Below are 26,648 nucleotides of genomic sequence, written 5' to 3'. Positions count from 1 at the left end.
TCGCGAAATAAAAAAGAGTAGAACTTGCATTTACAAATCCTACTCTCGTTAATACTTTCTTAAGACTATCGCTTAATACTAATCATGATTAGTTTTCATTCGATACTCGCAACCGATTCATGGCGCGCGCTAGGTGAACCTGACCACGTGATAATTCATCTGGGTCATTCACATCACGGGCATGCTGAATTGATTTCTCGGCTCGAGCTTTAGCTTTTTCAGCCCGATGAACATCAATGTCCTGTTGTAATTCAGCGCTATCAGCAATCACCTCTGCGTTGTGACCATCAAACTTGACATAGCCACCGTTAACCGCCACAAAAGTGTCATGATCGCCGGTATCAGCATGCTTAACAGTTAACTCACCAATCGCTAAGGAAGCGATTAGCGGAAGGTGGTCTGCCATCAATCCTAATTCACCGTTTTGGGTCGTGACGATTAACATTGTACTGTCATCGTTATAAACCGTACAGTCTGGAGTGATAATGCTAACGTGAAAAGTTGCATCAGCCATGATCATCCCTCCTAGTCTTTAACTGCTGAATCTGCTTGCATCTTCTTTGCTTTAGCCTTGACATCATCAATATTACCAACCAACCGGAAAGCTTCTTCTGGAAGATCATCATATTTACCTTCAAGAATTTCCTTGAAGTCCTTCACGGTTTCCTTCAATGGTACATACGCTCCTGGAGTTCCCGTAAATTGTTCAGCAACACTAAAGCTTTGTGACAAGAAGTTTTGAATCCGCCGTGCACGTGCAACGATTGTCTTTTCTTCATCAGACAATTCATCCATCCCGAGAATTGAGATAATATCTTGAAGTTCACGATAACGTTGCAAAACGTGTTGCACTTCAGTTGCAACTTCATAGTGTTCCTGACCGACAATTTCCGGAGTTAAGGCTGTTGATGTGGAAGCTAATGGATCCACCGCTGGGTAAATTCCAATTTGCGTCAACCGCCGTTCCAAGTTTGTCGTAGCATCCAAGTGAGCAAACGTTGTTGCTGGTGCAGGGTCGGTATAGTCATCGGCCGGCACGTAAACCGCTTGGATTGAAGTAATCGAACCTTGTTTGGTAGACGTAATCCGTTCTTGTAGTTGACCCATTTCCGTTGCTAACGTTGGTTGATAACCAACGGCTGAAGGAATCCGTCCTAGTAAGGCAGATACTTCTGATCCAGCCTGAGTAAATCGGAAAATGTTATCAATAAATAATAGAACATCTTGTCCTTTGACATCACGGAAATATTCAGCGATTGTCAATCCAGTTAAGGCAACCCGCATCCGGGCACCAGGTGGTTCATTCATTTGTCCATAAACCATGGCCGTCTTGTCCAGAACACCAGAACCTTTCATTTCGTAGTACATGTCGTTACCTTCACGACTACGTTCACCAACCCCGGTAAAAACAGAAATCCCGTTATGACCTTGGGCGATATTATGGATCAGTTCCTGAATCAACACAGTCTTTCCAACACCGGCACCACCGAACAATCCAATCTTGCCCCCACGAACATAAGGAGCTAACAAATCAATAACCTTAATCCCAGTTTCTAGAATTTCAGTTTCATTATTAAGATCGTCATATTTCGGTGCATCGCGGTGAATTGGCATCCGTTGAGCGTCTGATCCAAATTCTGGACCACCATCGATTGGTTCACCTAAGACGTTAAACACCCGTCCGAGAGTATCGTCGCCAACTGGCACACTAATTGAAGCACCAGTATTCTCAACGTCCATTCCACGCTTTAATCCGTCGGTTCCGTCCATGGCAATTGTCCGAACGACACCGTCACCTAATTCAAGAGCGACTTCGACCGTTAAGGTTTGATCGTCAGCTTCTTGAATCTTTAAAGCAGTGTTAATCTCAGGGAGCTTTTCGTCTGCAGGAAATTCAACATCGACAACTGGTCCAATAACTTGGACAACTTTACCAGTAGTACTCATGTATTTCCTCCCATTTACGAATTATTCTTGTGCCGTCATCCCACCGGTAATTTCAGTAATTTCGGTAGTAATAGCAGCTTGACGTGCTCGATTATATTGCAACTGAAGGGTTGCAATAATATCATCAGCGTTATCTGAAGCGGACTTCATTGCATTCGCACTAGAAGCGTGTTCTGAAGTTTTTGCATCTAAGATGGCTCCATATACCAGGCTATTGGCATATTGTGGTACCAATAAACTGATCATCTGGAGGAGCCCTGGTTCAAGATCATACTCTGCTTCAATATCGGAAGTGACCTTCTCCTTTACCCGTGCATCTTCATGCTCTTCCAATGACTTTTGTGAAATTGGTAAAAACAGCTCCGTCCGCTCATGAGAAACCATCCGGTTTACAAAGTGACTATATGAAATATAGAGTTGATCATAAACATGGTCCTCAAATAATTGAACCGCTTTCTTTACAATTCCTTCAACTTCACGATAAGTAGGCACGTCACTAACACCCGTATACTCAAAGACAACATTCATCCCGCGTTTTTTGAAAAATTCCGTACCAGTTTTTCCAACGGTTAAAAATACGGTATTGTCCTTGGTGAGGCCATTCTTTTTCATCGTATCTAATGTCGATTTAATAATATTACTATTGTAACTACCAACCAATCCTCGATCCGACGTAATTACTAAAATACCGACCTTTTTTACGGGGCGCTCATCAAATAAGGAACCAATATCAGCTCCTAATTTTTCAGCATTTTCCTTGTTTTTTAGAGTGGCAATATGAGATTTAACCAGGCTTGCCAAAATTGCCTTTACCTCATCAGCGTATACTTGATAGGTTTTGGTATGGTTTTGAACTTGGTTCAACTTTGCCGTAGAAACCATCTGCATTGCCGTCGTGATTTGTCGGGTACTCCGTGTCGAATCTAAACGACGTTTAACTGCAGCTAATGATGCTGGCACTAAATCTCACCATCCTTTCTTCAAACGTCAGTATTTAGTCCTTTACCTCTTGTGTTTCGTCTTGATCACTTTCAGCCGTCTTCTTACGATCACTAGTTTTAAATGTCTCTTTGAAGGCACTGATTGCTTGATCTAATGCGTCACCTTCTGGCAACTTACCTGTTGATTTAATTTGATCATAAAGGTCTTGATGGTTAGCCCGCATGAAATTAGCTAACTCACTTTCAAACCGTAAAATATCTTCAACAGGAAGACTATCTAAGTAGCCATGACCCAGTGCATACAGGGTCACAACTTGTTGCTCAACCGGTTGTGGTTGATGAAGGCCTTGTTTCAATACTTCAACTGTTCGTTGACCACGAGATAGTTTAGCCTGAGTTGCTGCATCCAAGTCCGAACCAAATTGAGCAAACGAAGCCAATTCGTTATAGGAAGCAATATCCAAACGAAGGGTCCCTGACACTTTCTTCATGGCCTTCACTTGGGCATCACCACCAACCCGTGAAACGGAAGTTCCTGCATCAATTGCAGGCCGTTGGCCAGCATAAAACGAATCAGCATTTAAGAAAATCTGACCATCGGTAATGGAAATAACGTTAGTCGGAATATAAGCAGAAACATCTCCGGCTTGGGTTTGAATGATTGGCAAAGCCGTCATTGAACCGCCACCAAGATCATCTGACAAACGCGCTGCACGTTCAAGCAATCGTGAGTGTGTATAGAAAATATCACCAGGATATGCTTCACGACCAGGTGGCCGTCGCAGAATTAATGAAAGTTCACGATAAGCATCCGCCTGTTTTGATAAATCATCGTAAATAATTAAAACATCACGACCGTTGTACATGAACTCTTCACCCATTGCTGCACCAGCATATGGTGCGATGTACAGTAACGGCGCAGGATTTGAAGCAGAAGCTGAAACCACAATCGTGTAGTCTAATGCACCATAACGTCGTAAAGTTTCAACTGCAGAACGAACCGTTGATTCCTTTTGACCAATTGCAACATAAATACAAATCATGTCTTGGTCTTTTTGGTTAATAATTGTGTCAATTGCGATTGACGTTTTCCCGGTTTTCCGGTCACCAATAATTAATTCACGTTGGCCTCGACCAATTGGTACTAACGCATCAATCACTTTAATCCCAGTTTGGAGCGGTTCAGAAACACTCTTCCGCTCCATAACATCGGGAGCCTTCTTTTCAATTGGACGCGTCTTGTCCGTTTTAATTTCGCCAAGACCGTCAATCGGACGCCCTAATGGATCCACAACCCGACCGAGTAGGGAATTACCAACCGGAACTTCCATGATGCGACCAGTCCGTTTAACTGTGTCACCTTCACGAATTCCTGTATAATCACCTAAAACAACGATACCAACGTTGTTCGATTCGAGGTTTTGGGCCATTCCATAGACGCCATTATCAAATTCGAGCAACTCACCAGCCATGGCATTTTCAAGCCCGTCGGCACGAGCAACACCATCACCTACGTAGGTAACAGTTCCCGTTTCTTCAACAGAAATCGTATCTTGGTAGTTAGCGAGTTGCTTTTTGATGAGTGAACTGATTTCCTCAGTTTTAATGCTCATACAAATCTCACCTCTTCAAGTACAAAACAACCTAATTAACAAGTATCCGACGCATTTTTTCTAGCTTAGTTTTTAAACTGCCGTCTAGTGTCTGACTGCCAACTTTGACAATTAATCCACCAATAATTTGTGAATCAACGGTTTCATTCAAAATGACATCATTAGCCCCTAAACGATGTGCTAATGTTTCAGCTAGTTTTTGACGTCTTTTTTCATCCAGTTGCACGGCAGAGACGACATCAGCATGAACCCGTTTATGCGCTTGGTCATACTGTGTTTCAAACTCATCAATGATTGCAACCATTTCGTCCATTCGACCATAATCAAAGACCATTTGAATCAAATTAGTAACCAATTGGCTGGCCCCATTCTTTAATTCATTTATAATCGTCTCTTTTTGGTCTTGACTTAAATTGGTTCCACTGAGGGCCCGTTGTAGCCCCGCGTTCTGCTTAAAGACAGTCCGCAGTGCAACAAGTTCTTGATAAGTTTGTTCCAGTTGATCATTAGCATCCACCAGCTCAAATAATGCTTTGGCGTAGCGCTTAGCAACCGTCTTCTTATCAAGACTCATTTTTTACTCAACCCTTCAATGTAAGAATCAATTAATTGTTGTTGATCATCCGCATTTAATTGCTTATTAATCAACTTAGAAGCAATCTCCAGAGATAGGTTTGCAACGTCATCTTTTGCGCTTTTCAGTGCATCTTGACGTGCTTGTTCAGCGTCACGTTGTGCTTGTTCTTGAATGGATTGGGCATTTTGATGGGCATCATCCACGATTTGATTGCGGAGATTTTCACCATTTTTCCGTGCTTCATCTACAATCTGAGTTGCTTCTTGCTTTGAGCCTTGAAGTTCAGCTTGTCGTTGAGCAGCGAGCTTAGCAGCTTCCTTCCGATCTTTTGACGCATTGTCAATATCAGAAGCAATCTTGTTTGCCCGTTTTTCCATCATTTCGGTAACTGGTTTCCAAGCAAAGTGCCATACCAACAATGCCAAAATAATAAATGAAATTAAGTAGAATAACATGTCACCCATGTATAAACCATTCGATTCAGCAAGAACTAGCATTCATGACACCTCCTTTCCTATTCTTTAAAAGCGTTCCTGTTGTCACTACTTGTTCATAACCAAGAAGGCAACAACGATTGCCAAGATAGGAACCCCTTCAATCAAACCAACACCGATAAACATCGTTGTTCGAAGTTGACTTGCGATTTGTGGCTGACGAGCCATTGAATCAACAGTATGAGAAATAACTAATCCGTTTCCGTAACCAGTAGCGAGCGCTGCACAAGCGGCAGCAATACCAGCAGCAATTGCACCCATTTTTGAGTACCTCCTTAAAATTATATAAGTACTAATCCCCAGAAACCTTCCGAGAAATATAAACCGTTGTTAATGTTACAAAGACATAAGCTTGGATTGCACCAATAAACACTGAGAATCCTTGCCAAATCATTTCAACTGGCAAACTAACAATGATCGTTGGCCATCCGTGCGAGAAAGCCATTTTACCAAGCAAGCCCAGCAAAAGTTCTCCTGCGTAAATGTTACCAAAAATCCGGAGACCCAATGTTAAGAAGTTACTTACTTCTTCAATCAGGTTAATTGGCAACATTAGTGCACTTGGTGAAACGAATTCTGCAAAGTACCCTTTGATACCGTTGTGAACCATTCCTGCAAAGTGAGAAAGAACAATCACCATTAGTGAAAACGTTAATGTAATCACAGGATCGGCCGTTGGACTCTTAACCAATTCATGCCCATTCCAACCAACTTGGAGAATTAAACCTAACTGGTTAGCGACAAAGATGAAAATAAACAAGATAAAAATAAAGTAGCTGTATGCACCGCTAATGTCACGGTTCATTTGGCCACGAACAATCCCATTCGTAAATTCAACCAGCCATTCGAGAACATTTTGTCCACCCTTTGGTTTCATTTGGATATGTCTTGATAAGCCAAATAATAAACAAAAGACAATTACACAGACAACTAATCCAGAAATCATATTGGTGATATTAAATGTCAGGCCAAAAAGGTTAAAAGTATAAGCATCACCGCCCATTCATATTCCACCTCTTTTCCTCATAACATAAAATAAGGTCTGTAAAGTTGAGACATGCATCAACAAGGCTCAAATTACAGACCTAAATATATCATTTTTTACCTTAAATATCAAAGTCTCATCGACTAATTCGAGCCATTTTTCAGCTTTTTCATTACTATCTGTTTCGACTATTTTTTACTTTTCACTTGCAGCTTCTTGTGGCAAAATCAAGTTCAAAGCAATCCCAAGAACGGCCGCAACCGCCAATCCAGAGAATTGATACTGGCCAAGTTTAAGGTAAGCGTTACCAATCCCGATAACAAGGATTACAGAAGAAATCATAAGATTTCTTTTTTTATTGAAATCAATTTGGTCTTCAATCATCACTCGCAAACCACTTGATGCAATCACACCAAATAGGAGAAATGAAATCCCACCAATGACTGGGGAAGGAATCGATTCGATTAGAGCACTTAACTTACCAACAAAGCTGAAGAAAACAGCGAACAAAGCTGCCCCAGCAATCACGTATACACTGTGCACTTTTGTAATCGCTAGTACTCCAATATTTTCCCCATAACTAGTTACCGGAGGTCCGCCAACAAACCCGGCGATAATAGATGCAGTCCCATCACCAGCCAGAGTATGGTTTAATCCAGGATTCTTAAAATAATTCCGTTCCGTTAACTCATTCAGTACCATAATATGTCCTAAGTGTTCTGTCATCGTAACAAATGCAATCGGAGCCATACTTAGGATTGCTCCCCAATAGAATTTGGGAACATAATTAACGAATGGTACTTGGAATTTTGGCAAACTAAACCAACGAGCAGCCATAACTGGACTAAAATCAACAATCCCAAATAATACTGCAATCACATAGCCAAAAACAATCCCCATTAAGATTGGAATTAATCCCAAGAAGCCCTTGAAGTACATATTAAATGCGACCGTGAGTAACATGGTAAGCATGGCAACCGCAAAAAACCGTAGATCATAATGTCCATTATTAATCGTTGCGTCCTTCGCTGCAGTTCCAGCCAGTGACAAACCAATTACCATTACTACCGGTCCCACAACGATTGGCGGTAAAATACGATCAATCCAGTCTGACCCAAAGAAACTAACAACTAAAGCAACAATTAAATAGACACACCCAACTGCGATCGTCCCCTGAGCAATTCCCGGGTAACCAGTCGTTTTCATTAACGCCATCATTGGTACCACGAAGGAAAAACTAGAACCCATGTAAGCCGGAATCTTGTGCCGTGTAATTAGTAGGTACATTAACGTACCTACTCCCGAACTAAATAGTGCGATCCCTGGATTTAATCCAACCAGAATTGGGACTAACACGGTTGAACCAAACATTGAAAACATATGTTGTAAAGATAAGCCAAACCACTGAGCAGCTTTCGGTCGTTCATCAACGTCAAGTACAACATCGCATCGTTTTGCCATTGCAATTCGCTCCTTCCAAAAAATAAACCCTTAGGTTCGAGAACCCAAGGGTTTACGTCAATGGAAGAATCCACTCCATGCTCATTTCAACGTACCTTTGAGGCCTCTCTGGACCTAATTAAAGGATAATTAATCATTGGTTGTATAATACTGATTTTCCTGATTATTGTCAACTCTTTTTTGTGAATTCAAAATTACTAAACCAGTTGTAAAGGGCACTGCAATAATAACCCCAATAAATGAAATCAACACCGTCACTAACTCGGTTACCAAAATTTTATTATTCATTACTGTTGCAAATGAATAATTAAGACCAATGAACCAAATAAACAACGCTAGAAAATTCCCCAAAAATCCTAGTAACAACGTATTGAGTGTTGTCCCAATAATGTGACTACCCATTTCAATACCACTTTTCATTAAAGTATGTGCAGGAACATCTGTATTTCTTTTACAGATTTCAATTAACCCACTTGCTAAAGCCACGCTTAATTCAGCAACTGCTCCTAAACAGCTTAAAATCATTGTCATTTCGCCAATTTTGACATAACTAATACCAATTAGGATCGACATTCCTTCCAGCTCATTACTATTTTCCAGACTGAAGCCAGTTGCTTGAATGAAATGTTCCGTTAGTAATACCAGAACAACTACAATCACCATCACAATAATTGCAGATTCAAAAGCACTAATACTAATTTTTAAATCTTCAGTTCCCATAAAAATGATCGTTGCTAGAATTATAGTTCCCATTACCAGTGTTATCCAAAGTGGTGGCACCCGTAGCGCCACCAATATTAAACCCAGGTAAAAGTAAAAAAAGTTCAAACCTAAACTTAAAAACGCTAACCAACCTTGTTTACCACCCACGATGATCATTAGTACTAATAAAATCGTCCCTAGTGCCGTAATTGTACTCAACTCAATCACTCCCTTGCGATAAATAAGGCTGCCAGTGAACTAACTGCTGGAATTGTCACCACAATACCAATTCCGGAAACTAAACTCTGCGCTACTCCTAAGCTCATCGTCATACTAAAAGTGTAACCCCACGAATTACCATTTCTCAGCATCAATACCGCATTGGTTAGTGTTGAGAATAAAAAAATCATTAATAAGATATTTGTTAAGGGTCCCATCACAGTTCGCCCAACCTGTTGACCAGCAACAAAAAGTTCATGCCATGATGCGTGAGGCTGAAGCCGTTTCACCTCAAACATCGTCGCTAGAATATCACTTGATTCATCCATGACCGCACCTAAACAACCGATCATAATTTCAGCAAGGTAAATAAGTCGGTAATTCTGAGTAACAAATTGCATCGATTCATAGTAAATTCCGCGCTCATGAGTGACGTTACTTACGATTAGAAATACGCTCAATGCAATCCCCACACCTAGCGTCGTTGCTAGTAAGGACGCCAACGTCTGTTTACTCCAGCCGTAAGTCACAATCAATGTTACAAATGCGATCAGCAATGCTGCCACTGTAAAAATGGGAATAATATATTGAGCTTGGGTTATTAAATCAACTTTCACCGCAATCAAAAAAAACAGAATATTAAGAACAGTCGATAATAGAGTAAAAATACCTGTCCTTCCTAAAATCAATCCTAACAATAAGATTACCAGCCAAATTAAGATTACAACTGCGGTATCACGTTTTAATCCTGTAACAGAAGCGCTTAAGTGTCCATGACGCTGTCGAAGTTGGGTCAGAAAGACTCGTTGCCCAACTCGGTATTTTTGGTCCATCCCCCCTGATGCAGAATAGGTGTTATTAGCCGTCACGGTTTGCCCTTGATAGCGACCGTTCATGACCGTCATGCGAACCCGTTGTTTAAATTGATAATCAATATTGTTAAATTGATCGTGTGACTTTTGCTGGTGAATCACCTTCACATTAGTAATTTTACCAATCGGCTGATTATAAAAATGCTGATTATGACAACTCCACATGACACTCAGCAAAGCGGCAATCACCAGAATGATTACTAGTCCGTGCTGATTTAGCCAACTAATTTCCCTTTTTCGCATAATTTCTCTTCTTTCAACTTATTCTGGAAAATTATTTAATTCATCTTGATTTTATCAACGGATCGTTTTTTTGGAAAGTTTGGTTTAAAATGAACCTAATACTATTAATTCAAAGGATTGATTAAAATGTCTGAATACCACATTTTCATGGTTCGCCATGGTCAAACATTTTTAAATACTTTTCATCGTTTGCAAGGTTGGATTGATTCTGGTCTAACAAACCTTGGTCAACAACAAGCTGTGGAGACAGGACACCGTCTCCAATCTAAAAAATTTGATTTAGTGGTGTCTTCAGATTTAAACCGGGCGATTCAAACTCGCGACTTAATTGTGGAACAACTTTCTCAATCATCGGTCACCACAAAAACCGACTCATCGTTTCGCGAAGTCTTTTTTTCTGCTTTTGAAGGCCTTCCAGCAGATTTAGTCTTTCAAAAAATTGCTCAACATTACGGTTTCATTGATCAAGATGACATCATTGCCAAAAAGGGCTTTGCATTTGTTCGTCAACTAATGCGCGACGATGATCCAACTCATCAGGCTGAACTATATTCAGATATTATTAGTCGGTTTCGAACGGGACTCGTCCATATCACGCAAACCTTGCCCCATGGTGGAAATGTTCTCATTATTTCTCATGGTGCTTTTATTCGCACAATTGCCGATTACCTTGGCGTTAATGTCATTAACAACTTTCCAAATAACGCTGGAATTACAGAATTAGCAATGTCATTACCAAGTAATATCCGAATGGTCGCTTATAATTGTGATCAATTATCATAACTAAAAAGGGATCCAAAATGATCGTTTGCTCAAACAGTCATTTTGGATCCCTCTTTTAGAATTAATTACTTAGTGCCAAAGAGACGATCACCAGCATCTCCTAAACCTGGAACAATGTAACCATCATCATTCAGGTGGTCATCTAAACCACAAGTGTATAAATCAACATCTGGGAACTTTTCGCGTACCGCTTGTACACCTTCCGGTGCGGCAACCAAGCACGCAAACTTAATATTCTTCTCGGAGCAGCCACGTTTCTTCAAAGCATCAATGGCCATAATTGCCGAGCCACCAGTGGCTAACATTGGGTCTACAACGAAGAGTTGCCGTTCTGTAATATCGTTTGGCAACTTAACGAAATATTCGTGAGGTTTCAGAGTTTCTTCGTCCCGATACATCCCAATAAAGCCGATTTTAGCAGCCGGGATTAGTTCCGTCATCCCATCAACCATTCCTAAACCTGCCCGTAAGATTGGCACGATGGCAACCTTCTTACCTGCTAATTCTTTTTTCGTCGTCTGAGCAATTGGAGTTTCAATTTCTACGTCCTTGAGTGGCATGGAACGAGAAACTTCATATGCCATCAATGTTGCCAATTCCTTAACCGTTTCTCGAAACACCTTAGTTCCAACATTTTTGTCACGAATCATCGTTAATTTATGTTGGATCAGTGGATGATCTAAAACTTCAAATTTTCCCATGGTTAATACACTCCTTTTTGTTTCACAATTATTGTACCAAAAACCATGGAATTTGTTAGACCTTTCTAAATATTTAATTCAAAAAATTAATGCATCACCTGGTGATTAAAATGCTGACCACCAGCCGACTTATTCAGACGATTCATATAGGCTAATCCTAAGTCATGAGCAGGGAAAGCTTCCGTCATAATCGCCTGAACCTGTTTTTCGTCATCATACATGCGCAAGCCGTCAAACAATCGCGCACTAGCATCGTCCACACCATTTCCCATTGAAAATGGTTCGGCGTTGTTTGGTAATGATAACTTCTTTAAAATGCGATCTTCAGCCATTACACCAACTGTAAAGGATTGGTTACCAATCCATTGCATCACATTTGGCCAATCTTCTTCCGAGTCAACAATGTACACCTGTGCATTTGGCGCATAGTGTTTATATTTCATTCCGGGCGCCTTTGGAGTCTCACCCTTACCAACGTGATGATGATTTAAGTCAATCGAACCAATCACGTTTTCAATCTCTGCTTTCGTTACAGCTCCTGGTCTTAAAATAACCGGCTGGTCAGTTGACAGATCTAAAACCGTTGACTCAACCCCCACTTGCGTTGGACCATCATCCAAGATCCCCCGAATTTTCCCATGTAAATCATGGTAAACATGTTGGGCAGTCGTAGGGCTCGGCTTCCCAGAAGTGTTTGCCGACGGCCCCACCATCGGTACTCCAGCCTCCGTAATTAAATCAAGTGTTGGTTGACACTTGGGAAAACGAAAAGCAACTGTAGACAGCCCTCCAGTTACAGTTTTAGATAAGGAACCCGGTTTAATCTTTAAAATGATAGTTAGTGAGCCTGGCCAAAAAGCATCCATTAATTGACGCGCTTTTTCAGGAATTGCCGCTGCATATTGCTCAACCATTGCTACTGAAGCGACATGAACGATTAACGGATTATCGCTCGGTCGTCCTTTCGCTTGGTAGACCTTCTTAACTGCATGTTCATTTGTTGCATCCGCACCCAGGCCATACACTGTCTCTGTTGGGAAAGCCACTAATTGTCCATCCCGCAATGCCTGTGCGGCTTCATTAATTTGATTGAGATTATAAATTGTTGTTTCCATGTTTATCACCCTTGTTTCTTAATTAAAATCCCATGCTTTAATCATTCGCATTCGATCTGCAATGTCATGCTTGGTTTCAATCATCGCTTTTGGTTGCATTCGTGCAAACAGACGCTGAATGGACTCTTCCTGATCAAATCCAGTTTCACCAAATAGCATCCCATCCTCGGTCAAATGATCTTGTAGCTGATCAAATAGGCGGTGATAAAAGCCCAACCCATTTTCGGATGCAAACAATGCTAATGGTGGTTCATATTTAATTACTGCACGATCAATCAACTCTGTCGCATTTGGTGAAATGTACGGCGGATTGGTTACAATCAGGTCAAATCGTTCATCTTGAAGATGCGTAAAAAGGTCACTCTCAACTGTCCGTAAATTAGTTCCATGCAGACGCTGGTTAGCAGTAGCTACTCGTAAAGCGCTAGACGAAATATCACTTAGCGTGACTTGCCATCTAGGGCACTCTAAAGATAAAGTAATGCCAATAACACCACTCCCCGTTCCAAGGTCCAGGACTTTTAAAGGCTTATTTCGGGGTGTTTCTTGTAATACCCATTCAATTAAATCTTCGGTCTCACTTTCTGGAATTAAAACATCTTGATTAACAACAAATGTCCGTCCAAAAAATGGCGCTTTCCCTACAACGTACTGGGTAGGTTCATCCTTAGCAATTCGTAAAATCGCAGTTCGATACCGTTTTTGTTCATCTTTTGACATCACATCACGGTTATGCATTAAGAGGTCTGCATCAGACCAACCGTGAATCATTTTCAAGACAAATTCCGGAGCATACGGATCCTTATTTAGCTTCTTTAAAAAAGAAGAAGCCCATCGCTGGGCTTGAAAATATGTCCAATTACTCATTCCGTAATTGCTCCAATTTCTTGGCTTGGTCAGCAATGATCAACGCTTCGATAATTTCATCTAAATCCCCATCCATAATTTTATCTAACTTATTTAGAGTTAGGCCAATTCGATGGTCAGTTACTCGATTTTGCGGATAATTATAAGTTCTAATTCGTTCAGAACGATCCCCAGTTCCAATCGCATCTTTCCGCTTTTGATCATAAGCACTTTGTTCTTTTTGTTGATAATAATCATAAACCCGTGCTTTTAGGATGCGCATGGCTTTAGCACGGTTTTGTTGCTGTGAACGTTCATCCTGCATTGCCACAACAATCCCAGTTGGTAAGTGCGTCATCCGAACGGCTGATGAGGTCTTATTAATATGCTGTCCTCCAGCTCCTGAAGAACGATAAACATCCACCCGAATATCTTTTGGATCTAGATCAATTTGAACGTCCTCAGCCTCTGGCATCACCCCAACCGTTGCTGTTGAAGTGTGAACCCGTCCCGCTGATTCCGTTACTGGAATTCGTTGGACCCGATGAGCGCCATTTTCAAACTTAAGTTTGGAATAGACCTTGTCTCCTGAAATCATTAAAACAATTTCTTTAAATCCCCCAACTTCAGTTTCCGTTTTATCAACAATTTCAACGCTCCACCCCTGTTTTTCGGCATAATGGAGATACATATTGTAAAGATCCCCAGCAAATAAGCTGGCTTCATCACCACCAGCGGCTCCTCGAATTTCCATAATGATGTTTTTATCATCATTGGGGTCCTTAGGAATTAATAGTACTTCCAATTCATGAGCCAATCGTTCTTGCTCTTCTTTGGAACTCGCTAGTTCATCCTTGGTCATTTCGATAAGCTCATCATCTTTCGTGTCACGAAGTAGTTCTTCATCATCATTAATCGTCTCAGTGACCTTTTGATATTGATGATATTTTTCAACAGTTTCACGAAGGCTCCCCTCCTCCTTAGAGAGCTTCATGAACCGTTGACTATCCGCGATGACTTCTGGATCACTGATTAATTCATTTAATTCATCATAGCGATCAGCAACCGCTTGTAATTTATCAAAGATTTCTTCCATTTCCATTAGTCATTCTCCTGTTCACGATTTAATTCGGGATGAAAATAATGCTTCCGACAGACTGGATAATAAGATTCATTTCCCCCGATTTGAACCTGATCCCCTTCATAGACGGGTTTCCCATCATGAATTCGTAGATTCATTGTCGCCTTGTGCGGGCAAAACCAGCAGATCGTTTTCATTTCTTCAATTTTATCTGCATAAATTAGTAAATACTTTGATCCTTCAAATAGTTCATTCCGAAAATCATTTTTTAAGCCAAATGCCATTACTGGTATGTTGAGATCATCAACAATTTTAGTCAATTGTAAAACATGCTGTTTTGTTAAAAATTGTGCTTCGTCGATCAAAACACAGTATATTTTTTGCCTCGTGAGTTTTTCTTTAACCAGCGCCACTAGATCAGTATCCTTCATTACCGGCGTAACCTGTCTCTTTAAGCCAATCCGACTGGCAATGACTCCTCGTCCCGCACGAGTATCAACCCCGCTTGTTAATAATTCGACTGGTTTCCCTTGCTCTTCGTAATTATGAGCAACTTTTAGGATGTCAATTGATTTTCCAGAATTCATTGCGCCATATTTAAAAAATAATTGCGCCACAGTATTCACCTTTTCTATCTAAATTGTACTGTTCAATTATAACGGAAAGCACCGCGTTTTTGAATAGTAAATCCACTACCTAACTTTCCGTTACTTAACAAATCGACTGTTTCATTTAACTTGATAGGATTCATTTTGAATAATTCACAAAAATTCAAGCGGGACCACAACGATTTGTTACTTATTTTTATTTAAAGAAAGTCGTCTACCTTTCTTTTTATTAGCAGAACGGGTAAAATTAAGCGTTATAAACAATAAGTGGGAAGGACAAGTTGATATGTCAATTAAAAGTTCAATTGCTGAATTTGCCGGTCGCTCCAGCTACTGGTTCTTACATAACGTTTTCCATGGGGGAAGTTCTCTACCCGGTAAAATCACTCTGAAGTTGGACCCTAATATCCTCAGTGAATTTGCCAAAAAATACGACCTCGTAATTATTACCGGAACCAACGGTAAAACCCTAACAACGGCGCTGAGTGTTCGAGTGTTACGGGAAAAATACCCTAATGTGATCACTAACCCATCCGGATCAAATATGGAACAAGGGATCGTAACCACATTTATTACTGCACCACGGTCCAAAAAAAAGGGACTAGCAGTTCTTGAAGTGGATGAAGCTAATGTCCGGATGGTCACAAAATATATTCAGCCGATCGCCATCGTGATGACCAATCTCTTTCGTGATCAGATGGATCGGTATGGTGAAATCTATACAACCTATGACAAAATCCTAGCCGGAGTCAAATTAGCTCCACATGCAACAATTATTGCTAATGGTGACGAACAAATCTTTAACACTAAAGAATTACCAAATCCTGTGATCTATTATGGATTCGCTAATGATCATCAGAAAGATTTACGTGCTCCTGCCAACACTGATGGCCTTCTGTGTCCCAAATGCCAACATATCCTTCATTTTCATAACCTGACTTATGCTAGTTTAGGTGAGTATTTCTGTCCGCACTGTGGATTCCACCGTCCAGAGCTTAAATACCAAGTCACTAAGCTTGGTAAAATGACCCCAACCTCATCAAAATTTTCCATTGATGACCATGAGTTTGAAATTGGTGTAGGTGGCCTATACAACATTTATAATGCCCTCGCTGCGTATTCGCTCGGTCGTTTTCTGGGTGTCACTCCTGAGCAGATTCAAACAGCTTTCCAAGCTGATGAACATGTTTTTGGCCGTCAAGAAATTATCAACGTTGATGGCAAGGAAGTGACGCTTGTGTTGGTGAAAAATCCAGTTGGTTTGAATCAAGTTATCGATATGGTATTAACTGATCCCGAACCATTCAGCTTTGGTTTCCTCCTCAACGCTAATTATGCTGATGGTATTGACACAAGCTGGATCTGGGACGGTAATTTTGAAAAACTTAATAATCCGCGAATCGTCCACTACTTTACTGGTGGTGAACGGTACAAAGATATATCCACACGTCTTCGAATGGCTGGCATCGAACAAATTGAAGAAGAACCAGACCTCACAAAGGTCATTGATGCTATTAAACAAATGCCTACTAAGCATATTTACCTGCTTTCGAGTTATACTGCAATGCTTCAATTGCGTAAAGAATTGGCGGAACAAAAATACATTCAAGGAGGAATGGGCTAATGGCAAAGTACCAACTGCATGTCGCACATTTTTATGGCGATCTCATGAATACTTATGGTGATATCGGAAATATCATTGCCCTCAACTATTATGGCAAGCAAATGGATACTAAAATCACTTCAGAAATTGTTAGTATTGGTGATGATTTTGATCCTGCCAAATTTGATCTAGCAGTATTTGGCGGCGGTCAGGATTATGAACAATCTGTAATTTCTAAAGATATTCCACAAAAAAAAGCTGGAATGGCAAAATTTATCAATGACGGAAAACCATTTCTAGCAATCTGCGGTGGTTTCCAATTATTAGGTCAATACTACGTTGATGCCAATGGAGAAAAGATTCCCGGTGCGGGCATTCTGAGTCATTATACCGTTACTCAAAGCCAACAACGTTCTGCAATGCAAAATCAAACCCGCTTTATTGGTGACATCGAGATTAAAAATGAAGAGACCGGCGAACTATACCACGGCTTCGAAAATCATAACGGACGTACTTTCCTGGGTACCGGTGAAAAACCTTTAGGAATCGTTCAAACTGGTCACGGTAATAACGGCGAAGATCACACTGAAGGTGCGATTTACAAACATACTTATTGTACTTACTTTCATGGTCCCATTTTAACCAGAAATGGCCAACTTGCTAAACGTATGCTGCTTGAAGCGCTCCATAATAAATATCCTGATGCAGATCTCAGTCAACAGTCCGCTTTAACCATTAAACCAACCTTTTAGGGAGAAATTATGTCAACTCTTTTTGTTTCTTTAATCACTATTATTTTTATTGGCGAATCATTTTGGGAATTTAGGCTTTTTACTTTCTTATCAAGTCAATTACCCACTATCCGCAGTGAAAGTGAACGAGAACAGTTAGCGAAAGCTTTAAAACTCGATCGACGTTGGAACTGGGGTTCCTGGATTTTAATTTTTGTCATCTTTGTGACCCCGTCAGCGGCTTACTTACCATTAGTATCCTTGCTTTGTCTATTTGAAACACTCATGGTAATGCGGATGGATCATTTAAAACGTCAATATTTTAGTTAAAAAAACGGCTTCTAAGCATTAACTGATGCATAGAAGCCGTTTCTATTAATTATTCTTTTCATCTAAGTATGTTGCCATAATTTTCCCACGATAATTCAAATACTGATCATTGTTAGCGCTGGGATGAACCCGATTGGATAACACAATCATCCCTTGATCATCTTGACGATCCAAAATCAACCAAGTACCTGTAAAGCCCGTATGACTAATCATTAAATGATGATCCCCAGTATGAGCATGAAGTAATTTCCAACCTAAACCACGGTTATGTTCACCAGTCAGCGGCGTTTGATCTGTAAACATCATCGCCACCGTTTGATCAGTTAAAATTCCCGCTAAATTGGTTTCCAAAAGCGCATGACTATATTTAAGTAAGTCATCTAACGTCGAAAACAATCCAGCACTTCCACAATGCCGTTGTAAAATATAACCTTTGGGATCATGAACACTTCCACGAATTAAACCACGATGTTTTTGAAATTCGGTTGGTACACAATCTTGCCAATGTGGTGTATATGTAGTCCGAGTCATCCCAAGCGGTCGAAAAATATGGCGCTGACTTAAGACTTGGATTGGTTGTCCCCAAATTCGTTCGGCAATCAACCCTAAATAAACAAACCCGATATCTGTATAAAGAATATTTTTCCCTAAATTAGGTCCAATTTTCTCTTGGGTTAATAAACTTGCTAACAACTGGTCGGTAGGAAGTTCATTGCGATGAGGAATAAACCCTTCAATGGCAGCGGTATGCGTAATCAAATGCCGAACTCTAACCGCAGAATTTTTAATTTCAGGGAGGTACTTCTGCACAGGATCATCTAACTGTAAAGCACCAGACTGGAGTAATATTGCGATTACCGGCACAGTGCCAATTACTTTAGTGAGTGATGCTAAATCATACTGCATTCCATCACGAAGTGGGATTCTCTGCGGAGTTAATTCCGCCATTCCACTAATTTTACGGATGGTTTGAGCATCATCAAAAATTGCGTAACTAATCCCTGGTACTACTTTGTTCGCAACCATTTCATCTAATAAGTGGCATGTCTGTTCATACTTCGTTTGCATTTTAGTCCTTCCTAATTAGCTAATTGATTGCCAGCAAACTGGCTGTTGTATAGATCAGCATAGAACCCATGCTGTGCCATTAGTGATTCATGATTCCCAGTTTCAATGATTTGTCCGTGATTCATTACAATAATCTGATGAGCATTACGGATGGTCGATAATCGATGGGCCACCACGAAACTAGTCCGGCCCTTTTGAATGTCGTTCATCGCATTTTGAATTAACGCTTCTGTCCTAGTATCCACCGAACTAGTGGCCTCATCTAGAATCAAAACATCTGGATCAGCCAAAAAGGCTCGGGCAATTGTGAGCAACTGTCTTTGCCCTTGTGAAATATTTGATGCTGTTTCATCCAAAATCGTGTCATATCCATTCGGTAGCTCACGAATAAATGAATCTGCATAAGCCAAACGAGCCGCTTCATAAACTTCTTCATCGGTAGCATTTTCACGACCGTATTTAATATTTTCAAAAATGGTGCCAGTAAATAACCACGTGTCTTGAAGAACCATACCGACATGTTGTCGCAGTTCTTCCCTCGTCATTGATCTGGTATCCCGACCATCGTAAAAAATTCGACCACCATCAACATCATAAAAACGTTCTAATAAGTTTATAATCGTGGTTTTACCTGCACCAGTAGGTCCGACAATTGCCACCATTTTATTTCGTGGGGCAGATAAATTAAAGTCTCTAATTAATGATTCATCAGGGCGATAGGAAAAATTAACACTATCAAATTCAATTGCAGGTTGATCACCAGTCTTGGCTGGCGTTGTAGAAAGGGTATTATCCATTTCCGGTTGATCAATCACTTCAAAAATTCGTTCGGCTGAGGCAATGGTTTGCTGGATCGTACTAGCCAAGTTAGCAATCTGGGTGATCGGTTGTGAAAATTGATTGGAATACTGAAGAAACGCTTGAACATTCCCTAATGTAATTTGACCATGGGCCACTTGGATCGCACCAACAACCGCTACCAGTAAATAACCAACGTTTCTCACAAAATTCATGCATGGAAAAATTAAAATAGAAAAGAATTGTGCTTTCCAAGCCGCTTGGTAATACTTGAAATTTTTCTTGGCAAATCGGCTGGCCTCATCTGTTTCATGGTTAAAAACCCGCACAATTGTATGACCTGCATAGGTTTCTTCAACTTGGTCATTGATTTCACCTAAAGCAGCTTGTTGACGAGTAAACAGTCGCTGAGCCGTCGGTGCCACAAAACCAACAATTAACAAACTAAGAGGGATAATCACTAAAGCAACAATGGTCAGTCGCCAGCTAATGGAAATCATCAATGCTAAAACACCCACGAAGGTGATGCTACTCGTAATGATCTGGATCATTCCTTGCTGCAGGGTTCCTGCAATGTTGTCCATATCGTTCACCATTCGACTCATAATATCACCATTGGAGTGTGTGTCGTAATATTCAATTGGAACCCGTGCCATTTTAGCTTTAAGGTCTTGACGCAGATTATAAACCACCCGTTGAGAAATTCGTGTCATCATTACTTGCTGAATAAAACTAAACAGTCCTGAAAAGACATACAGTAAAACGACAATTACTGCAATTCGCAAAATTTTTGAATAGTCAATTGGGAGTGAATGAATCTTCATCCCACCCTTCATTTCCTGATACCCCTGCACAACCCCGTTATAAATCGTAGTCGTTGCTTCACCAAGAATTTTCGGTGCCATGATTGATAAAATGACAGAGCAGATTGCCATAATAACCGAAATGACAACTCCCCACTTCCAGGGACCTAAATAAGCAAATAGTCGTTTTGTAATTGGCCAAAAATGGGTTGCTTTAGTCATTTTACCCCGTTGTGGTCGATTATGCATGATGATGTGCCTCCTTTTGAATTTGTGAATTCAAGATTTGCTGATAGGTCTTGTTTTTAGCAACTAACTCCTGATGAGTTCCTTGGCCAACGACTTTACCATCATCAAGAACCAAAATTAAATTCGCATCCGCAACTGTTGAAATCCGTTGGGCGACAATGACTGTCACCGCCTGTTTTAATTCCGGATCCTGGCGAAGTGCCATTCTTAATTTGGCATCCGTCTTGAAATCTAAAGCAGAGAATGAATCATCAAAAATATAAATAGAAGCGGATTTAATAACCGTCCGCGCAATTGCTAGCCGTTGACGTTGACCACCAGAAAAGTTGCTACCATTTTGTTCGACCGCCGCATCTAGACCTCCTGCTGCCTTGACAAAATCAGCCGCTTGCGCAATTTTTAATGCGTGCCAAATTTGTTCATCCGTGGCCTCTGGCCAACCAAATTGCATATTCGAGCGAATTGTTCCAGTAAAGAGGACTGCTTTTTGTTGAGTGATTGAAATTAAGCGGTGTAAATCATGTTGTGACAATTCATTGATTGAATAACCATCAACTTTAATTTGTCCGCTTTCAATATCAAATAACCGCGGAATCAAGTTAACCAGCGATGATTTTCCTGAGCCAGTTCCACCAATAATTGCCAAAGTTTGCCCAGCTTGTAGATTAAAGTTCAGATTGGTTAGTGCCAATTGTTCCGCGCCATGATAGCGGAAATTAACATGATCAAAACTTAATGAAGCGCTTGGCCTATCAGTAATAACTTGGGGATGGGCTGGATCATTAATGATGAAAGGCTCATCTAAAACATCGTTCACCCGCTTGGCGGATGCCGAAGCCCGAGGAACAAATACAAAGACCATTGAAAGCATCATAAAACTAATCAAAATCTGGGTTGAATACGTCATAAATGCAATTAAATTTCCCACCTGCATGCTCATTTGTCCAATTAAATGTGCACCAAACCAAATTATTCCAATGTTTGTGAGACTTAATACAAGCGTCATAATGGGAAAAAGAAACGATACTAAAGTAAAGGCCCTAATACCAGTTTCAGTATAGTCAGCGTTTGCTTGCTTGAATCGATTTTGTTCGAGTTGCTCCTGATTAAAGGCCCTAATGACCCGTACACCAGTTAGTCCCTCACGGAAGACCAGGTTGATTCGATCAGTCTTTTGCTGAATACTCTTAAAAAGCGGAATTGCAAAGTACATAATCAAAATTACCGCAACGGCCAAAACGGGTAATGAAATCAAAAAAACCTTCGTCAAACGTGGTTCACGGTAATAAGCTAGAATACAGGCAGCAACCAGCATAATCGGCGACTGAAGCATCATTCTGAGCACCTGCACCATCACATTCTGAATCTGAACAATGTCGTTGGTCGACCGGGTAATTAGGGAGGAATCACCAAACTTACTCATTTCCTGACTCGAGAATCTTAGGACTTTTTGATAAACCTGATTCCGTAATTTCTGGCCAACCTTCATAGACTGAGTTGAAGCAAAGTAGACATTCAGTCCGGCAGCGAGCAAACCAATTGCCGCCACTAATAACATTTTGCCACCTTCACTCCAAATGTAGTGAATATCGCGTTGTAACACACCTTTATCAATCAAATCAGAAGTAATCGTCGGCAAATACAAATCCGCTGCAACTTGAAAGAAAAGAAATAACACGGCTAACGTCGTTGGTAGCCACTCTAAATTACGTTTCGCAATTTTAATCATCTAAGCTTCACCATCCCTTTGATAATGATCTTTTAATCCCTTAATCATTAACTCACCAATCCGGACCAGTTCTTCACAATCATGAATCGTTAGTTTTTTGAGTAAGGCATTAACAAACTCTTCCCGCTCAGCTTGTAGTTCTGTGCTTTTTACTTGTCCTTTGCTAGTCAAGCGAACCAAAATTTGTCGCCGGTCCTGCTGATCACGTTGTCGAACAATTAGCTTCTCCTGTTCAAGACGGTTTAAAACTTGAGATAAAGAGCTTGGTCGAACGTGAACTTGCTTTGCTAACTCGTTTTGATAAAATTGATTATTATATTGCCCAAGAATTGCAATGATTTGTCCGCCACCTTGAAATTGACCGCTGTGTTTGTGATTACGAAACGCTAGTTCATGAATCACTCGGTTGTTTTTCATTAGTTGACGAAAAAGTACCTGCTTTTCGTCCATTGAATTATCCTACTCACTTTCGCAATTTAATACGATACCTAATAATTAGGAACCTAACAATTTTATTATTGTCCTTCCTTGGTAAAAATACAAGAAAAAATTAAAGGAGATCATTTATGGAAGCTTGGTTATTTTTAGCATTAGTTTTATTCATTGCTCTGATCGGAAAAAATACTTCCTTAATTATCGCAACAATCGTGGTGGCAATAATTAAGGCACTGCCATTTACTCAAAAATGGTTACCCATTATTCAAAATAAAGGCATTAATTGGGGAGTAACTATTATTTCAGTTGCTATCTTAATTCCCATTGCGACCGGTGAAATTACGTTCCACGATCTGATACGAGTTTTTAAAACGCCAGCCGGTTGGATTGCCATTGCAATGGGAATTGCTGTAGCGATCCTATCACGCTTTGGTGTTAACCAGCTTTCGGCTTCTCCACAAGTAACCGTCGCACTGGTATTTGGTACAATTATGGGGGTTGTCCTGTTCAAAGGAATCGCGGCTGGGCCTGTAATCGCGAGTGGTCTGACATATTGTATTGTCACAATGCTAAACCTCCATTTTTAAACAAAAAAACGGCTGAATATTTCAGCCGTTTTATTTTAAAATAATTGCTCATTAGTAAATTGTCCAGTAACTGGGTCCATCTTTTGCACTTGTTGGTTATGAGTGTTGTAGTTATATAGCCCCGTTAAGTTGGCTACATTTTGATCTTGATCTTTACCAGTGTGGCGAACTTCAACTTGGTATTGACCATTCCCCTGGTTTTGAACCAAGTAAGAGTTGCCAGTTTGTTGTTGAAGACCGCTTGCCGCAATGAAACTATTTAAGACATCCGTATCTGAACTCCGGGAAGTTGTTGGCGCACTTTTTTGATAATTAGTAGCTGAACTCGTTGCAGCGTTACTCCGACTAACTTGTGGTGCTGATGTCGTAAATGAAGCTTGTGATGAACTACTGGATGATGGCATCGCAACAACAGATTCATTATCCTTTAGTGATTCATTTTTAGAATCGTTTTTGGCAGATTTATTAGCTCTCTTAACAACTTTAGCAGATGTTGATTTGTGAGTCGTTGAGGTCGTACTCGTTGATGCACACCCTCCTAAAAGGAAAGCTGCCATTAATAGAACGGTCCCCGTTAATACTTTTTGTTGTGCATTTTTCATAATCGTAACCCCCTCAACTAAATTTATCTTTTCAAGTCACTTTAATTGATTACAGGTATATTGTAACGCACATGTAATGCTTTTGAAACATTTTTAAATTATTTGTAAAAGCATTTAGTGATTATTCCTCTAAAAGCCGATCACAACACGGTTATACGAAGTTTTTAAGATTTATTAAAAAAGATGAGCACCAATCTTTCGATCAATGCTCATCTTTTTTAATAAGTTGGGTATACTGGTCTCGAACCAGTAGATTACGGATTCAGAGTCCGCTGCCTTACCAGTTTGGCGAATACCCAATAATTAACAACAATGTAATTATACAAAACTTCTTACTAATGCGCAAGATTTTTCCAAAATTCTGTAACTTATGTTCTTAAATTTGTTAGAATAAGAACGATTGCTGAAGAAAGGAGCTCAATTAATGGCAAGTAATTCCGATGCTCTATATTATGTTCTCTCGAAAATTTATTATCACCCCGAATTAGTGATTACAACCATTCCGCAATATTCTAACGCTGTTGCAATTACTGTATCTGATCAACTTAAAGTTTCAGACAGCGATTTTTACTTTCCAGAGTATAAGCTAATGGTTAATCGCCTGTCACCTGACTTTGTCGCGAAGAATGGTGATTTACTTGATTATTACTACGATATGACAGATCAAGATAATCCAGGATTTCATGATGTTTGGATAACAACTGGGCATGTAAGTAAGCAGCATGCATATTTAATTGAACTCTCCTTTGAGTAACCATTGACAATTGATTAGTTTGTTTAGTATACTGATTGAGTAATATGGTTTATTGCCCGCTGGTCAAATTGGTTAAGACGTCGCCCTCTCAAGGCGGAGTTACGGGTTCGATCCCCGTGCGGGTGATTTTTTATACTCTCATACATGTTTCAAAATGCTTAAACCCGCATGGTTAAGGCATTTTTATTTTTGCCGAAACACCCAAAAACACCATTATTTTTAACTTCTGCTACCAAACTGCTACCAAAATCGAACAACATAAAACCGCTTCTAACCAGCGCTTAGACCACTTTCATTTTTGAGAGTGGTCTTCTTTTTGCTACCAATTGCTACCAAAATATGCACTATATTGTTTATTAGTGTTCTGTCTACCTATTATATAGAACTATTTTCTAGTCATTTAACATCATAAAACGCTATTATTAGTAACCTTGCTCCATGATTGCTTGAAACAAGGCGGGATAGATTGCTTTTAGGTGCTTTGCAAACTCCATTAATGCTTGTCGCTCATGAATATAATATTGTGACTTACTGATATTCAGCATTTTAATTACATGTTGCCCTTGTTGTTGCTCTAAATATCGATATTCAATTATCTTTTGATGGTCTGGTGTGCATCCGCCGACTGCTTGCTCAATTGCTAGAAAGCACTTTAAACATTGCTTACTTTCCGCCCTACGGTTTTTAATTTCACGTTTTGCCCATACTCCAGACCGCAAGTAGATACTACGATAATCAACTTTAAAAAAGCCCCGCAAATTACGGATGATGGTTTTACTATCCATGTTGTTACCCCGTATAATGTTTATTAGGGTTTTCATTCGGGATATTCTCGATACTGAACGGCATGGGTCAACTAGACTTGTGCCGTTTTTCATTTTAGCCTTATAATTAACTTGCTTATATTAATACGGAAGTCACCATCGTGGTGACTTTTTTTGTTATAATAACTTCGATTGAATATTTAGGGAAGTCGCCATTGTGGTGATTTTTTGAGTTCTGTATCTAGTGATACAGGGCTCTTTTTTGTTATGGGTGCAAAATCGGCAATTATTGCACCGATAAACAGACGTTAATTTATTAATTCAAGTATCACGGATGTCATAACCTTAACATTTCTTAACATTACCCCCCCTACCCTAAAATTTTTCAAACTAGGGATTGCATGCAAGCTAACGGCAATGTGTGCGCTCTTGCTGTCAGCAGATACGGGGGCGGGGTAAATTAAAACGGTAACCATCCGCCGTTAGATAATTACCGTTGATTAATAAGTTTCGTTTTCTGCTCCTGCGCAAAGGCAATTAGTGCGTCTAAATCCTCAATGCTTGCGTACTTGCGGATGAAAGTTCTAGCATTTGATCGGTATTGATACAGACGGTTCTTTTCGGGGTGTCGTTTTTCGTAACGTCTAGTAGCGTTCATTTGTGCCTGACTAACCATAATTAACCCTCTTTTCGTGTTCTATGATGTTTAAATATATCTTGTGTAGTGATAGGTTTCTGATATAATTAGATATGTAAAAGGCGCTAGGCTGTGTGAGAACCTAACGCCCGGCGTTTCTTGCTAGATGGTGTTTAAGTGTTAGTAGGTTAAACTACTAACGCTTTTTTAAAACCGTTACAACAATCGCAATCACGATCACCAGCATCTTACAACTGGTAAAAGTAACGCTAACCGTCAAGGTATAACACCCCTTAGCAAGACAAGAAACACTTTCAAGACCAACGCCCCCGTTTCTTGCTGTAATTGAAAGTCATTGGTCGTTGTCTAG

At 40.1% G+C, this 26,648-nt stretch carries 29 protein-coding genes and 2 tRNA genes; 7 read left to right on the top strand and 24 right to left on the bottom strand.

What is annotated here, in order from left to right:
- Positions 1 to 88: 88 nt before the first annotated feature.
- The 11 genes from Q0C76_RS03600 to Q0C76_RS03550 form a co-directional block, all read right to left on the bottom strand.
- Positions 89 to 514 (bottom strand): F0F1 ATP synthase subunit epsilon, encoded by a 426-nt coding sequence (locus Q0C76_RS03600; RefSeq protein WP_295729799.1) that lies wholly within the window; start codon positions 512 to 514, stop codon positions 89 to 91.
- A gap of 11 nt (positions 515 to 525) precedes the next feature.
- Positions 526 to 1,947 (bottom strand): F0F1 ATP synthase subunit beta, encoded by a 1,422-nt coding sequence (atpD, locus tag Q0C76_RS03595; RefSeq protein WP_295729797.1) that lies wholly within the window; start codon positions 1,945 to 1,947, stop codon positions 526 to 528.
- A gap of 21 nt (positions 1,948 to 1,968) precedes the next feature.
- Positions 1,969 to 2,907 (bottom strand): F0F1 ATP synthase subunit gamma, encoded by a 939-nt coding sequence (locus Q0C76_RS03590; protein ID WP_295729794.1) that lies wholly within the window; start codon positions 2,905 to 2,907, stop codon positions 1,969 to 1,971.
- Between the two features lie 34 nt (positions 2,908 to 2,941).
- Entirely contained in the window at positions 2,942 to 4,501 is a 1,560-nt protein-coding gene (gene atpA / locus Q0C76_RS03585; RefSeq protein WP_295729792.1) for a F0F1 ATP synthase subunit alpha, read from the bottom strand.
- 31 nt (positions 4,502 to 4,532) lie between these two features.
- Positions 4,533 to 5,075 (bottom strand): ATP synthase F1 subunit delta, encoded by a 543-nt coding sequence (atpH, locus tag Q0C76_RS03580; RefSeq protein ID WP_295729790.1) that lies wholly within the window; start codon positions 5,073 to 5,075, stop codon positions 4,533 to 4,535.
- The gene (gene atpF, locus Q0C76_RS03575; protein WP_295729788.1) at positions 5,072 to 5,575 is read right to left on the bottom strand and encodes a F0F1 ATP synthase subunit B; all 504 of its coding nucleotides are present in this window, start codon (positions 5,573 to 5,575) and stop codon (positions 5,072 to 5,074) included. Before atpF ends, atpH begins: the two co-directional genes overlap by 4 nt.
- Positions 5,576 to 5,620: 45 nt before the next feature.
- On the bottom strand, positions 5,621 to 5,833 hold the full coding sequence (gene atpE / locus Q0C76_RS03570) for a F0F1 ATP synthase subunit C (RefSeq protein WP_295729786.1): 213 nt from the start codon (positions 5,831 to 5,833) through the stop codon (positions 5,621 to 5,623).
- Positions 5,834 to 5,864: 31 nt separating this feature from the next.
- On the bottom strand, positions 5,865 to 6,575 hold the full coding sequence (gene atpB / locus Q0C76_RS03565; protein WP_295729783.1) for a F0F1 ATP synthase subunit A: 711 nt from the start codon (positions 6,573 to 6,575) through the stop codon (positions 5,865 to 5,867).
- Positions 6,576 to 6,752: 177 nt separating this feature from the next.
- A complete protein-coding gene (locus Q0C76_RS03560) occupies positions 6,753 to 8,018 on the bottom strand; it encodes a uracil-xanthine permease family protein (protein WP_295729781.1) in 1,266 nt (421 codons plus the stop codon).
- Between the two features lie 129 nt (positions 8,019 to 8,147).
- Positions 8,148 to 8,939 (bottom strand): YibE/F family protein, encoded by a 792-nt coding sequence (locus Q0C76_RS03555; protein WP_295729779.1) that lies wholly within the window; start codon positions 8,937 to 8,939, stop codon positions 8,148 to 8,150.
- A gap of 5 nt (positions 8,940 to 8,944) precedes the next feature.
- Entirely contained in the window at positions 8,945 to 10,054 is a 1,110-nt protein-coding gene (locus Q0C76_RS03550; RefSeq protein ID WP_295729776.1) for a YibE/F family protein, read from the bottom strand.
- 126 nt (positions 10,055 to 10,180) lie between these two features.
- Here Q0C76_RS03550 and Q0C76_RS03545 point away from each other — a divergent pair, with 126 nt between their 5' ends.
- The gene (locus tag Q0C76_RS03545; RefSeq protein ID WP_295729775.1) at positions 10,181 to 10,837 is read left to right on the top strand and encodes a histidine phosphatase family protein; all 657 of its coding nucleotides are present in this window, start codon (positions 10,181 to 10,183) and stop codon (positions 10,835 to 10,837) included.
- Between the two features lie 65 nt (positions 10,838 to 10,902).
- On the opposite strand, the gene upp is transcribed toward Q0C76_RS03545, so the two are convergent.
- The 5 genes from upp to Q0C76_RS03520 form a co-directional block, all read right to left on the bottom strand.
- Positions 10,903 to 11,538, bottom strand: coding sequence for a uracil phosphoribosyltransferase (gene upp, locus Q0C76_RS03540; protein WP_295729773.1), 636 nt, complete (start codon positions 11,536 to 11,538; stop codon positions 10,903 to 10,905).
- Between the two features lie 86 nt (positions 11,539 to 11,624).
- Positions 11,625 to 12,653: an L-threonylcarbamoyladenylate synthase gene (locus tag Q0C76_RS03535; protein WP_295729770.1), complete on the bottom strand. Its 1,029-nt coding sequence runs from the start codon at positions 12,651 to 12,653 to the stop codon at positions 11,625 to 11,627.
- Positions 12,654 to 12,671: 18 nt separating this feature from the next.
- Entirely contained in the window at positions 12,672 to 13,520 is an 849-nt protein-coding gene (gene prmC / locus Q0C76_RS03530) for a peptide chain release factor N(5)-glutamine methyltransferase (RefSeq protein ID WP_295729767.1), read from the bottom strand.
- Positions 13,513 to 14,595, bottom strand: a complete 1,083-nt coding sequence (gene prfA / locus Q0C76_RS03525; RefSeq protein WP_295729996.1) for a peptide chain release factor 1 — start codon at positions 14,593 to 14,595, stop codon at positions 13,513 to 13,515. Before prfA ends, prmC begins: the two co-directional genes overlap by 8 nt.
- A 5-nt stretch (positions 14,596 to 14,600) precedes the next feature.
- The gene (locus Q0C76_RS03520; RefSeq protein ID WP_295729765.1) at positions 14,601 to 15,197 is read right to left on the bottom strand and encodes a thymidine kinase; all 597 of its coding nucleotides are present in this window, start codon (positions 15,195 to 15,197) and stop codon (positions 14,601 to 14,603) included.
- Between the two features lie 277 nt (positions 15,198 to 15,474).
- Here Q0C76_RS03520 and Q0C76_RS03515 point away from each other — a divergent pair, with 277 nt between their 5' ends.
- The 3 genes from Q0C76_RS03515 to Q0C76_RS03505 are packed head-to-tail and all read left to right on the top strand — an operon-like array spanning position 15,475 to position 17,852.
- Positions 15,475 to 16,812, top strand: coding sequence for a Mur ligase family protein (locus Q0C76_RS03515; RefSeq protein WP_295729762.1), 1,338 nt, complete (start codon positions 15,475 to 15,477; stop codon positions 16,810 to 16,812).
- The gene (locus Q0C76_RS03510) at positions 16,812 to 17,543 is read left to right on the top strand and encodes a type 1 glutamine amidotransferase (protein WP_295729760.1); all 732 of its coding nucleotides are present in this window, start codon (positions 16,812 to 16,814) and stop codon (positions 17,541 to 17,543) included. The genes Q0C76_RS03515 and Q0C76_RS03510 overlap by 1 nt, the downstream gene beginning before the upstream one ends.
- Before the next feature lie 9 nt (positions 17,544 to 17,552).
- Complete coding sequence (locus tag Q0C76_RS03505) at positions 17,553 to 17,852, top strand: hypothetical protein (protein ID WP_295729757.1); 300 nt, start codon at positions 17,553 to 17,555, stop codon at positions 17,850 to 17,852.
- A 45-nt stretch (positions 17,853 to 17,897) separates the two neighbouring features.
- Here the strand turns inward: Q0C76_RS03505 and Q0C76_RS03500 are convergent, their stop codons facing one another.
- Genes Q0C76_RS03500 through Q0C76_RS03485 form a run of 4 tightly spaced genes read right to left on the bottom strand, consistent with a single transcriptional unit; the run spans position 17,898 to position 22,949 of the window.
- The gene (locus tag Q0C76_RS03500; RefSeq protein ID WP_295729755.1) at positions 17,898 to 18,920 is read right to left on the bottom strand and encodes a serine hydrolase; all 1,023 of its coding nucleotides are present in this window, start codon (positions 18,918 to 18,920) and stop codon (positions 17,898 to 17,900) included.
- A gap of 11 nt (positions 18,921 to 18,931) precedes the next feature.
- Positions 18,932 to 20,770: an ABC transporter ATP-binding protein gene (locus tag Q0C76_RS03495; protein WP_295729752.1), complete on the bottom strand. Its 1,839-nt coding sequence runs from the start codon at positions 20,768 to 20,770 to the stop codon at positions 18,932 to 18,934.
- Positions 20,763 to 22,499, bottom strand: a complete 1,737-nt coding sequence (locus tag Q0C76_RS03490; RefSeq protein ID WP_295729749.1) for an ABC transporter ATP-binding protein — start codon at positions 22,497 to 22,499, stop codon at positions 20,763 to 20,765. The genes Q0C76_RS03495 and Q0C76_RS03490 overlap by 8 nt, the downstream gene beginning before the upstream one ends.
- A complete protein-coding gene (locus Q0C76_RS03485; protein ID WP_295729747.1) occupies positions 22,500 to 22,949 on the bottom strand; it encodes a MarR family winged helix-turn-helix transcriptional regulator in 450 nt (149 codons plus the stop codon).
- A gap of 116 nt (positions 22,950 to 23,065) precedes the next feature.
- Between Q0C76_RS03485 and Q0C76_RS03480 the strand changes: the two genes are divergently transcribed.
- Positions 23,066 to 23,521 carry a DUF441 domain-containing protein gene (locus tag Q0C76_RS03480; RefSeq protein ID WP_295729744.1) on the top strand — a complete coding sequence of 152 codons (456 nt, stop codon included), beginning with the start codon at positions 23,066 to 23,068 and terminating at the stop codon, positions 23,519 to 23,521.
- Positions 23,522 to 23,556: 35 nt separating this feature from the next.
- On the opposite strand, the gene Q0C76_RS03475 is transcribed toward Q0C76_RS03480, so the two are convergent.
- Together Q0C76_RS03475 and Q0C76_RS03470 are read right to left on the bottom strand one after the other, a co-directional pair.
- The gene (locus tag Q0C76_RS03475; protein ID WP_295729741.1) at positions 23,557 to 24,123 is read right to left on the bottom strand and encodes a hypothetical protein; all 567 of its coding nucleotides are present in this window, start codon (positions 24,121 to 24,123) and stop codon (positions 23,557 to 23,559) included.
- Between the two features lie 226 nt (positions 24,124 to 24,349).
- Positions 24,350 to 24,422 (bottom strand) — tRNA-Gln (locus Q0C76_RS03470).
- A gap of 125 nt (positions 24,423 to 24,547) precedes the next feature.
- Here Q0C76_RS03470 and Q0C76_RS03465 point away from each other — a divergent pair.
- Together Q0C76_RS03465 and Q0C76_RS03460 are read left to right on the top strand one after the other, a co-directional pair.
- Positions 24,548 to 24,877 carry a hypothetical protein gene (locus tag Q0C76_RS03465; RefSeq protein WP_295729738.1) on the top strand — a complete coding sequence of 110 codons (330 nt, stop codon included), beginning with the start codon at positions 24,548 to 24,550 and terminating at the stop codon, positions 24,875 to 24,877.
- Between the two features lie 53 nt (positions 24,878 to 24,930).
- Positions 24,931 to 25,003: transfer RNA gene (locus Q0C76_RS03460), tRNA-Glu, on the top strand.
- A 296-nt stretch (positions 25,004 to 25,299) separates the two neighbouring features.
- Here the strand turns inward: Q0C76_RS03460 and Q0C76_RS03455 are convergent.
- Positions 25,300 to 25,662: a DUF1492 domain-containing protein gene (locus Q0C76_RS03455; RefSeq protein WP_295729735.1), complete on the bottom strand. Its 363-nt coding sequence runs from the start codon at positions 25,660 to 25,662 to the stop codon at positions 25,300 to 25,302.
- Positions 25,663 to 26,131: 469 nt separating this feature from the next.
- On the bottom strand, positions 26,132 to 26,317 hold the full coding sequence (locus Q0C76_RS03450) for a hypothetical protein (RefSeq protein ID WP_295729732.1): 186 nt from the start codon (positions 26,315 to 26,317) through the stop codon (positions 26,132 to 26,134).
- Between the last annotated feature and the right edge of the window lie 331 nt (positions 26,318 to 26,648).

The sequence above is a fragment of the uncultured Limosilactobacillus sp. genome (assembly GCF_934202705.1).
Lineage (GTDB): Bacteria > Bacillota > Bacilli > Lactobacillales > Lactobacillaceae > Limosilactobacillus.
The sequence above is the reverse complement of the archived record's forward strand: the minus strand, read 5'-3'. Positions and strand labels throughout refer to the sequence as shown.

Bases quoted from the DNA above. Each gene is read 5' to 3' on its own strand.
- Q0C76_RS03600 (WP_295729799.1), bottom strand. From the start codon at position 514: ATGGCTGATGCAACTTTTCACGTTAGCATTATCACTCCAGACTGTACG.
- atpD (WP_295729797.1), bottom strand. From the start codon at position 1,947: ATGAGTACTACTGGTAAAGTTGTCCAAGTTATTGGACCAGTTGTCGAT.
- atpA (WP_295729792.1), bottom strand. From the start codon at position 4,501: ATGAGCATTAAAACTGAGGAAATCAGTTCACTCATCAAAAAGCAACTC.
- atpH (WP_295729790.1), bottom strand. From the start codon at position 5,075: ATGAGTCTTGATAAGAAGACGGTTGCTAAGCGCTACGCCAAAGCATTA.
- atpF (WP_295729788.1), bottom strand. From the start codon at position 5,575: ATGCTAGTTCTTGCTGAATCGAATGGTTTATACATGGGTGACATGTTA.
- atpE (WP_295729786.1), bottom strand. From the start codon at position 5,833: ATGGGTGCAATTGCTGCTGGTATTGCTGCCGCTTGTGCAGCGCTCGCT.
- atpB (WP_295729783.1), bottom strand. From the start codon at position 6,575: ATGGGCGGTGATGCTTATACTTTTAACCTTTTTGGCCTGACATTTAAT.
- Q0C76_RS03560 (WP_295729781.1), bottom strand. From the start codon at position 8,018: ATGGCAAAACGATGCGATGTTGTACTTGACGTTGATGAACGACCGAAA.
- Q0C76_RS03550 (WP_295729776.1), bottom strand. From the start codon at position 10,054: ATGCGAAAAAGGGAAATTAGTTGGCTAAATCAGCACGGACTAGTAATC.
- Q0C76_RS03545 (WP_295729775.1), top strand. From the start codon at position 10,181: ATGTCTGAATACCACATTTTCATGGTTCGCCATGGTCAAACATTTTTA.
- upp (WP_295729773.1), bottom strand. From the start codon at position 11,538: ATGGGAAAATTTGAAGTTTTAGATCATCCACTGATCCAACATAAATTA.
- Q0C76_RS03535 (WP_295729770.1), bottom strand. From the start codon at position 12,653: ATGGAAACAACAATTTATAATCTCAATCAAATTAATGAAGCCGCACAG.
- prmC (WP_295729767.1), bottom strand. From the start codon at position 13,520: ATGAGTAATTGGACATATTTTCAAGCCCAGCGATGGGCTTCTTCTTTT.
- prfA (WP_295729996.1), bottom strand. From the start codon at position 14,595: ATGGAAGAAATCTTTGATAAATTACAAGCGGTTGCTGATCGCTATGAT.
- Q0C76_RS03515 (WP_295729762.1), top strand. From the start codon at position 15,475: ATGTCAATTAAAAGTTCAATTGCTGAATTTGCCGGTCGCTCCAGCTAC.
- Q0C76_RS03510 (WP_295729760.1), top strand. From the start codon at position 16,812: ATGGCAAAGTACCAACTGCATGTCGCACATTTTTATGGCGATCTCATG.
- Q0C76_RS03505 (WP_295729757.1), top strand. From the start codon at position 17,553: ATGTCAACTCTTTTTGTTTCTTTAATCACTATTATTTTTATTGGCGAA.
- Q0C76_RS03500 (WP_295729755.1), bottom strand. From the start codon at position 18,920: ATGCAAACGAAGTATGAACAGACATGCCACTTATTAGATGAAATGGTT.
- Q0C76_RS03495 (WP_295729752.1), bottom strand. From the start codon at position 20,770: ATGCATAATCGACCACAACGGGGTAAAATGACTAAAGCAACCCATTTT.
- Q0C76_RS03490 (WP_295729749.1), bottom strand. From the start codon at position 22,499: ATGATTAAAATTGCGAAACGTAATTTAGAGTGGCTACCAACGACGTTA.
- Q0C76_RS03485 (WP_295729747.1), bottom strand. From the start codon at position 22,949: ATGGACGAAAAGCAGGTACTTTTTCGTCAACTAATGAAAAACAACCGA.
- Q0C76_RS03480 (WP_295729744.1), top strand. From the start codon at position 23,066: ATGGAAGCTTGGTTATTTTTAGCATTAGTTTTATTCATTGCTCTGATC.
- Q0C76_RS03475 (WP_295729741.1), bottom strand. From the start codon at position 24,123: ATGAAAAATGCACAACAAAAAGTATTAACGGGGACCGTTCTATTAATG.
- Q0C76_RS03465 (WP_295729738.1), top strand. From the start codon at position 24,548: ATGGCAAGTAATTCCGATGCTCTATATTATGTTCTCTCGAAAATTTAT.
- Q0C76_RS03455 (WP_295729735.1), bottom strand. From the start codon at position 25,662: ATGGATAGTAAAACCATCATCCGTAATTTGCGGGGCTTTTTTAAAGTT.
- Q0C76_RS03450 (WP_295729732.1), bottom strand. From the start codon at position 26,317: ATGGTTAGTCAGGCACAAATGAACGCTACTAGACGTTACGAAAAACGA.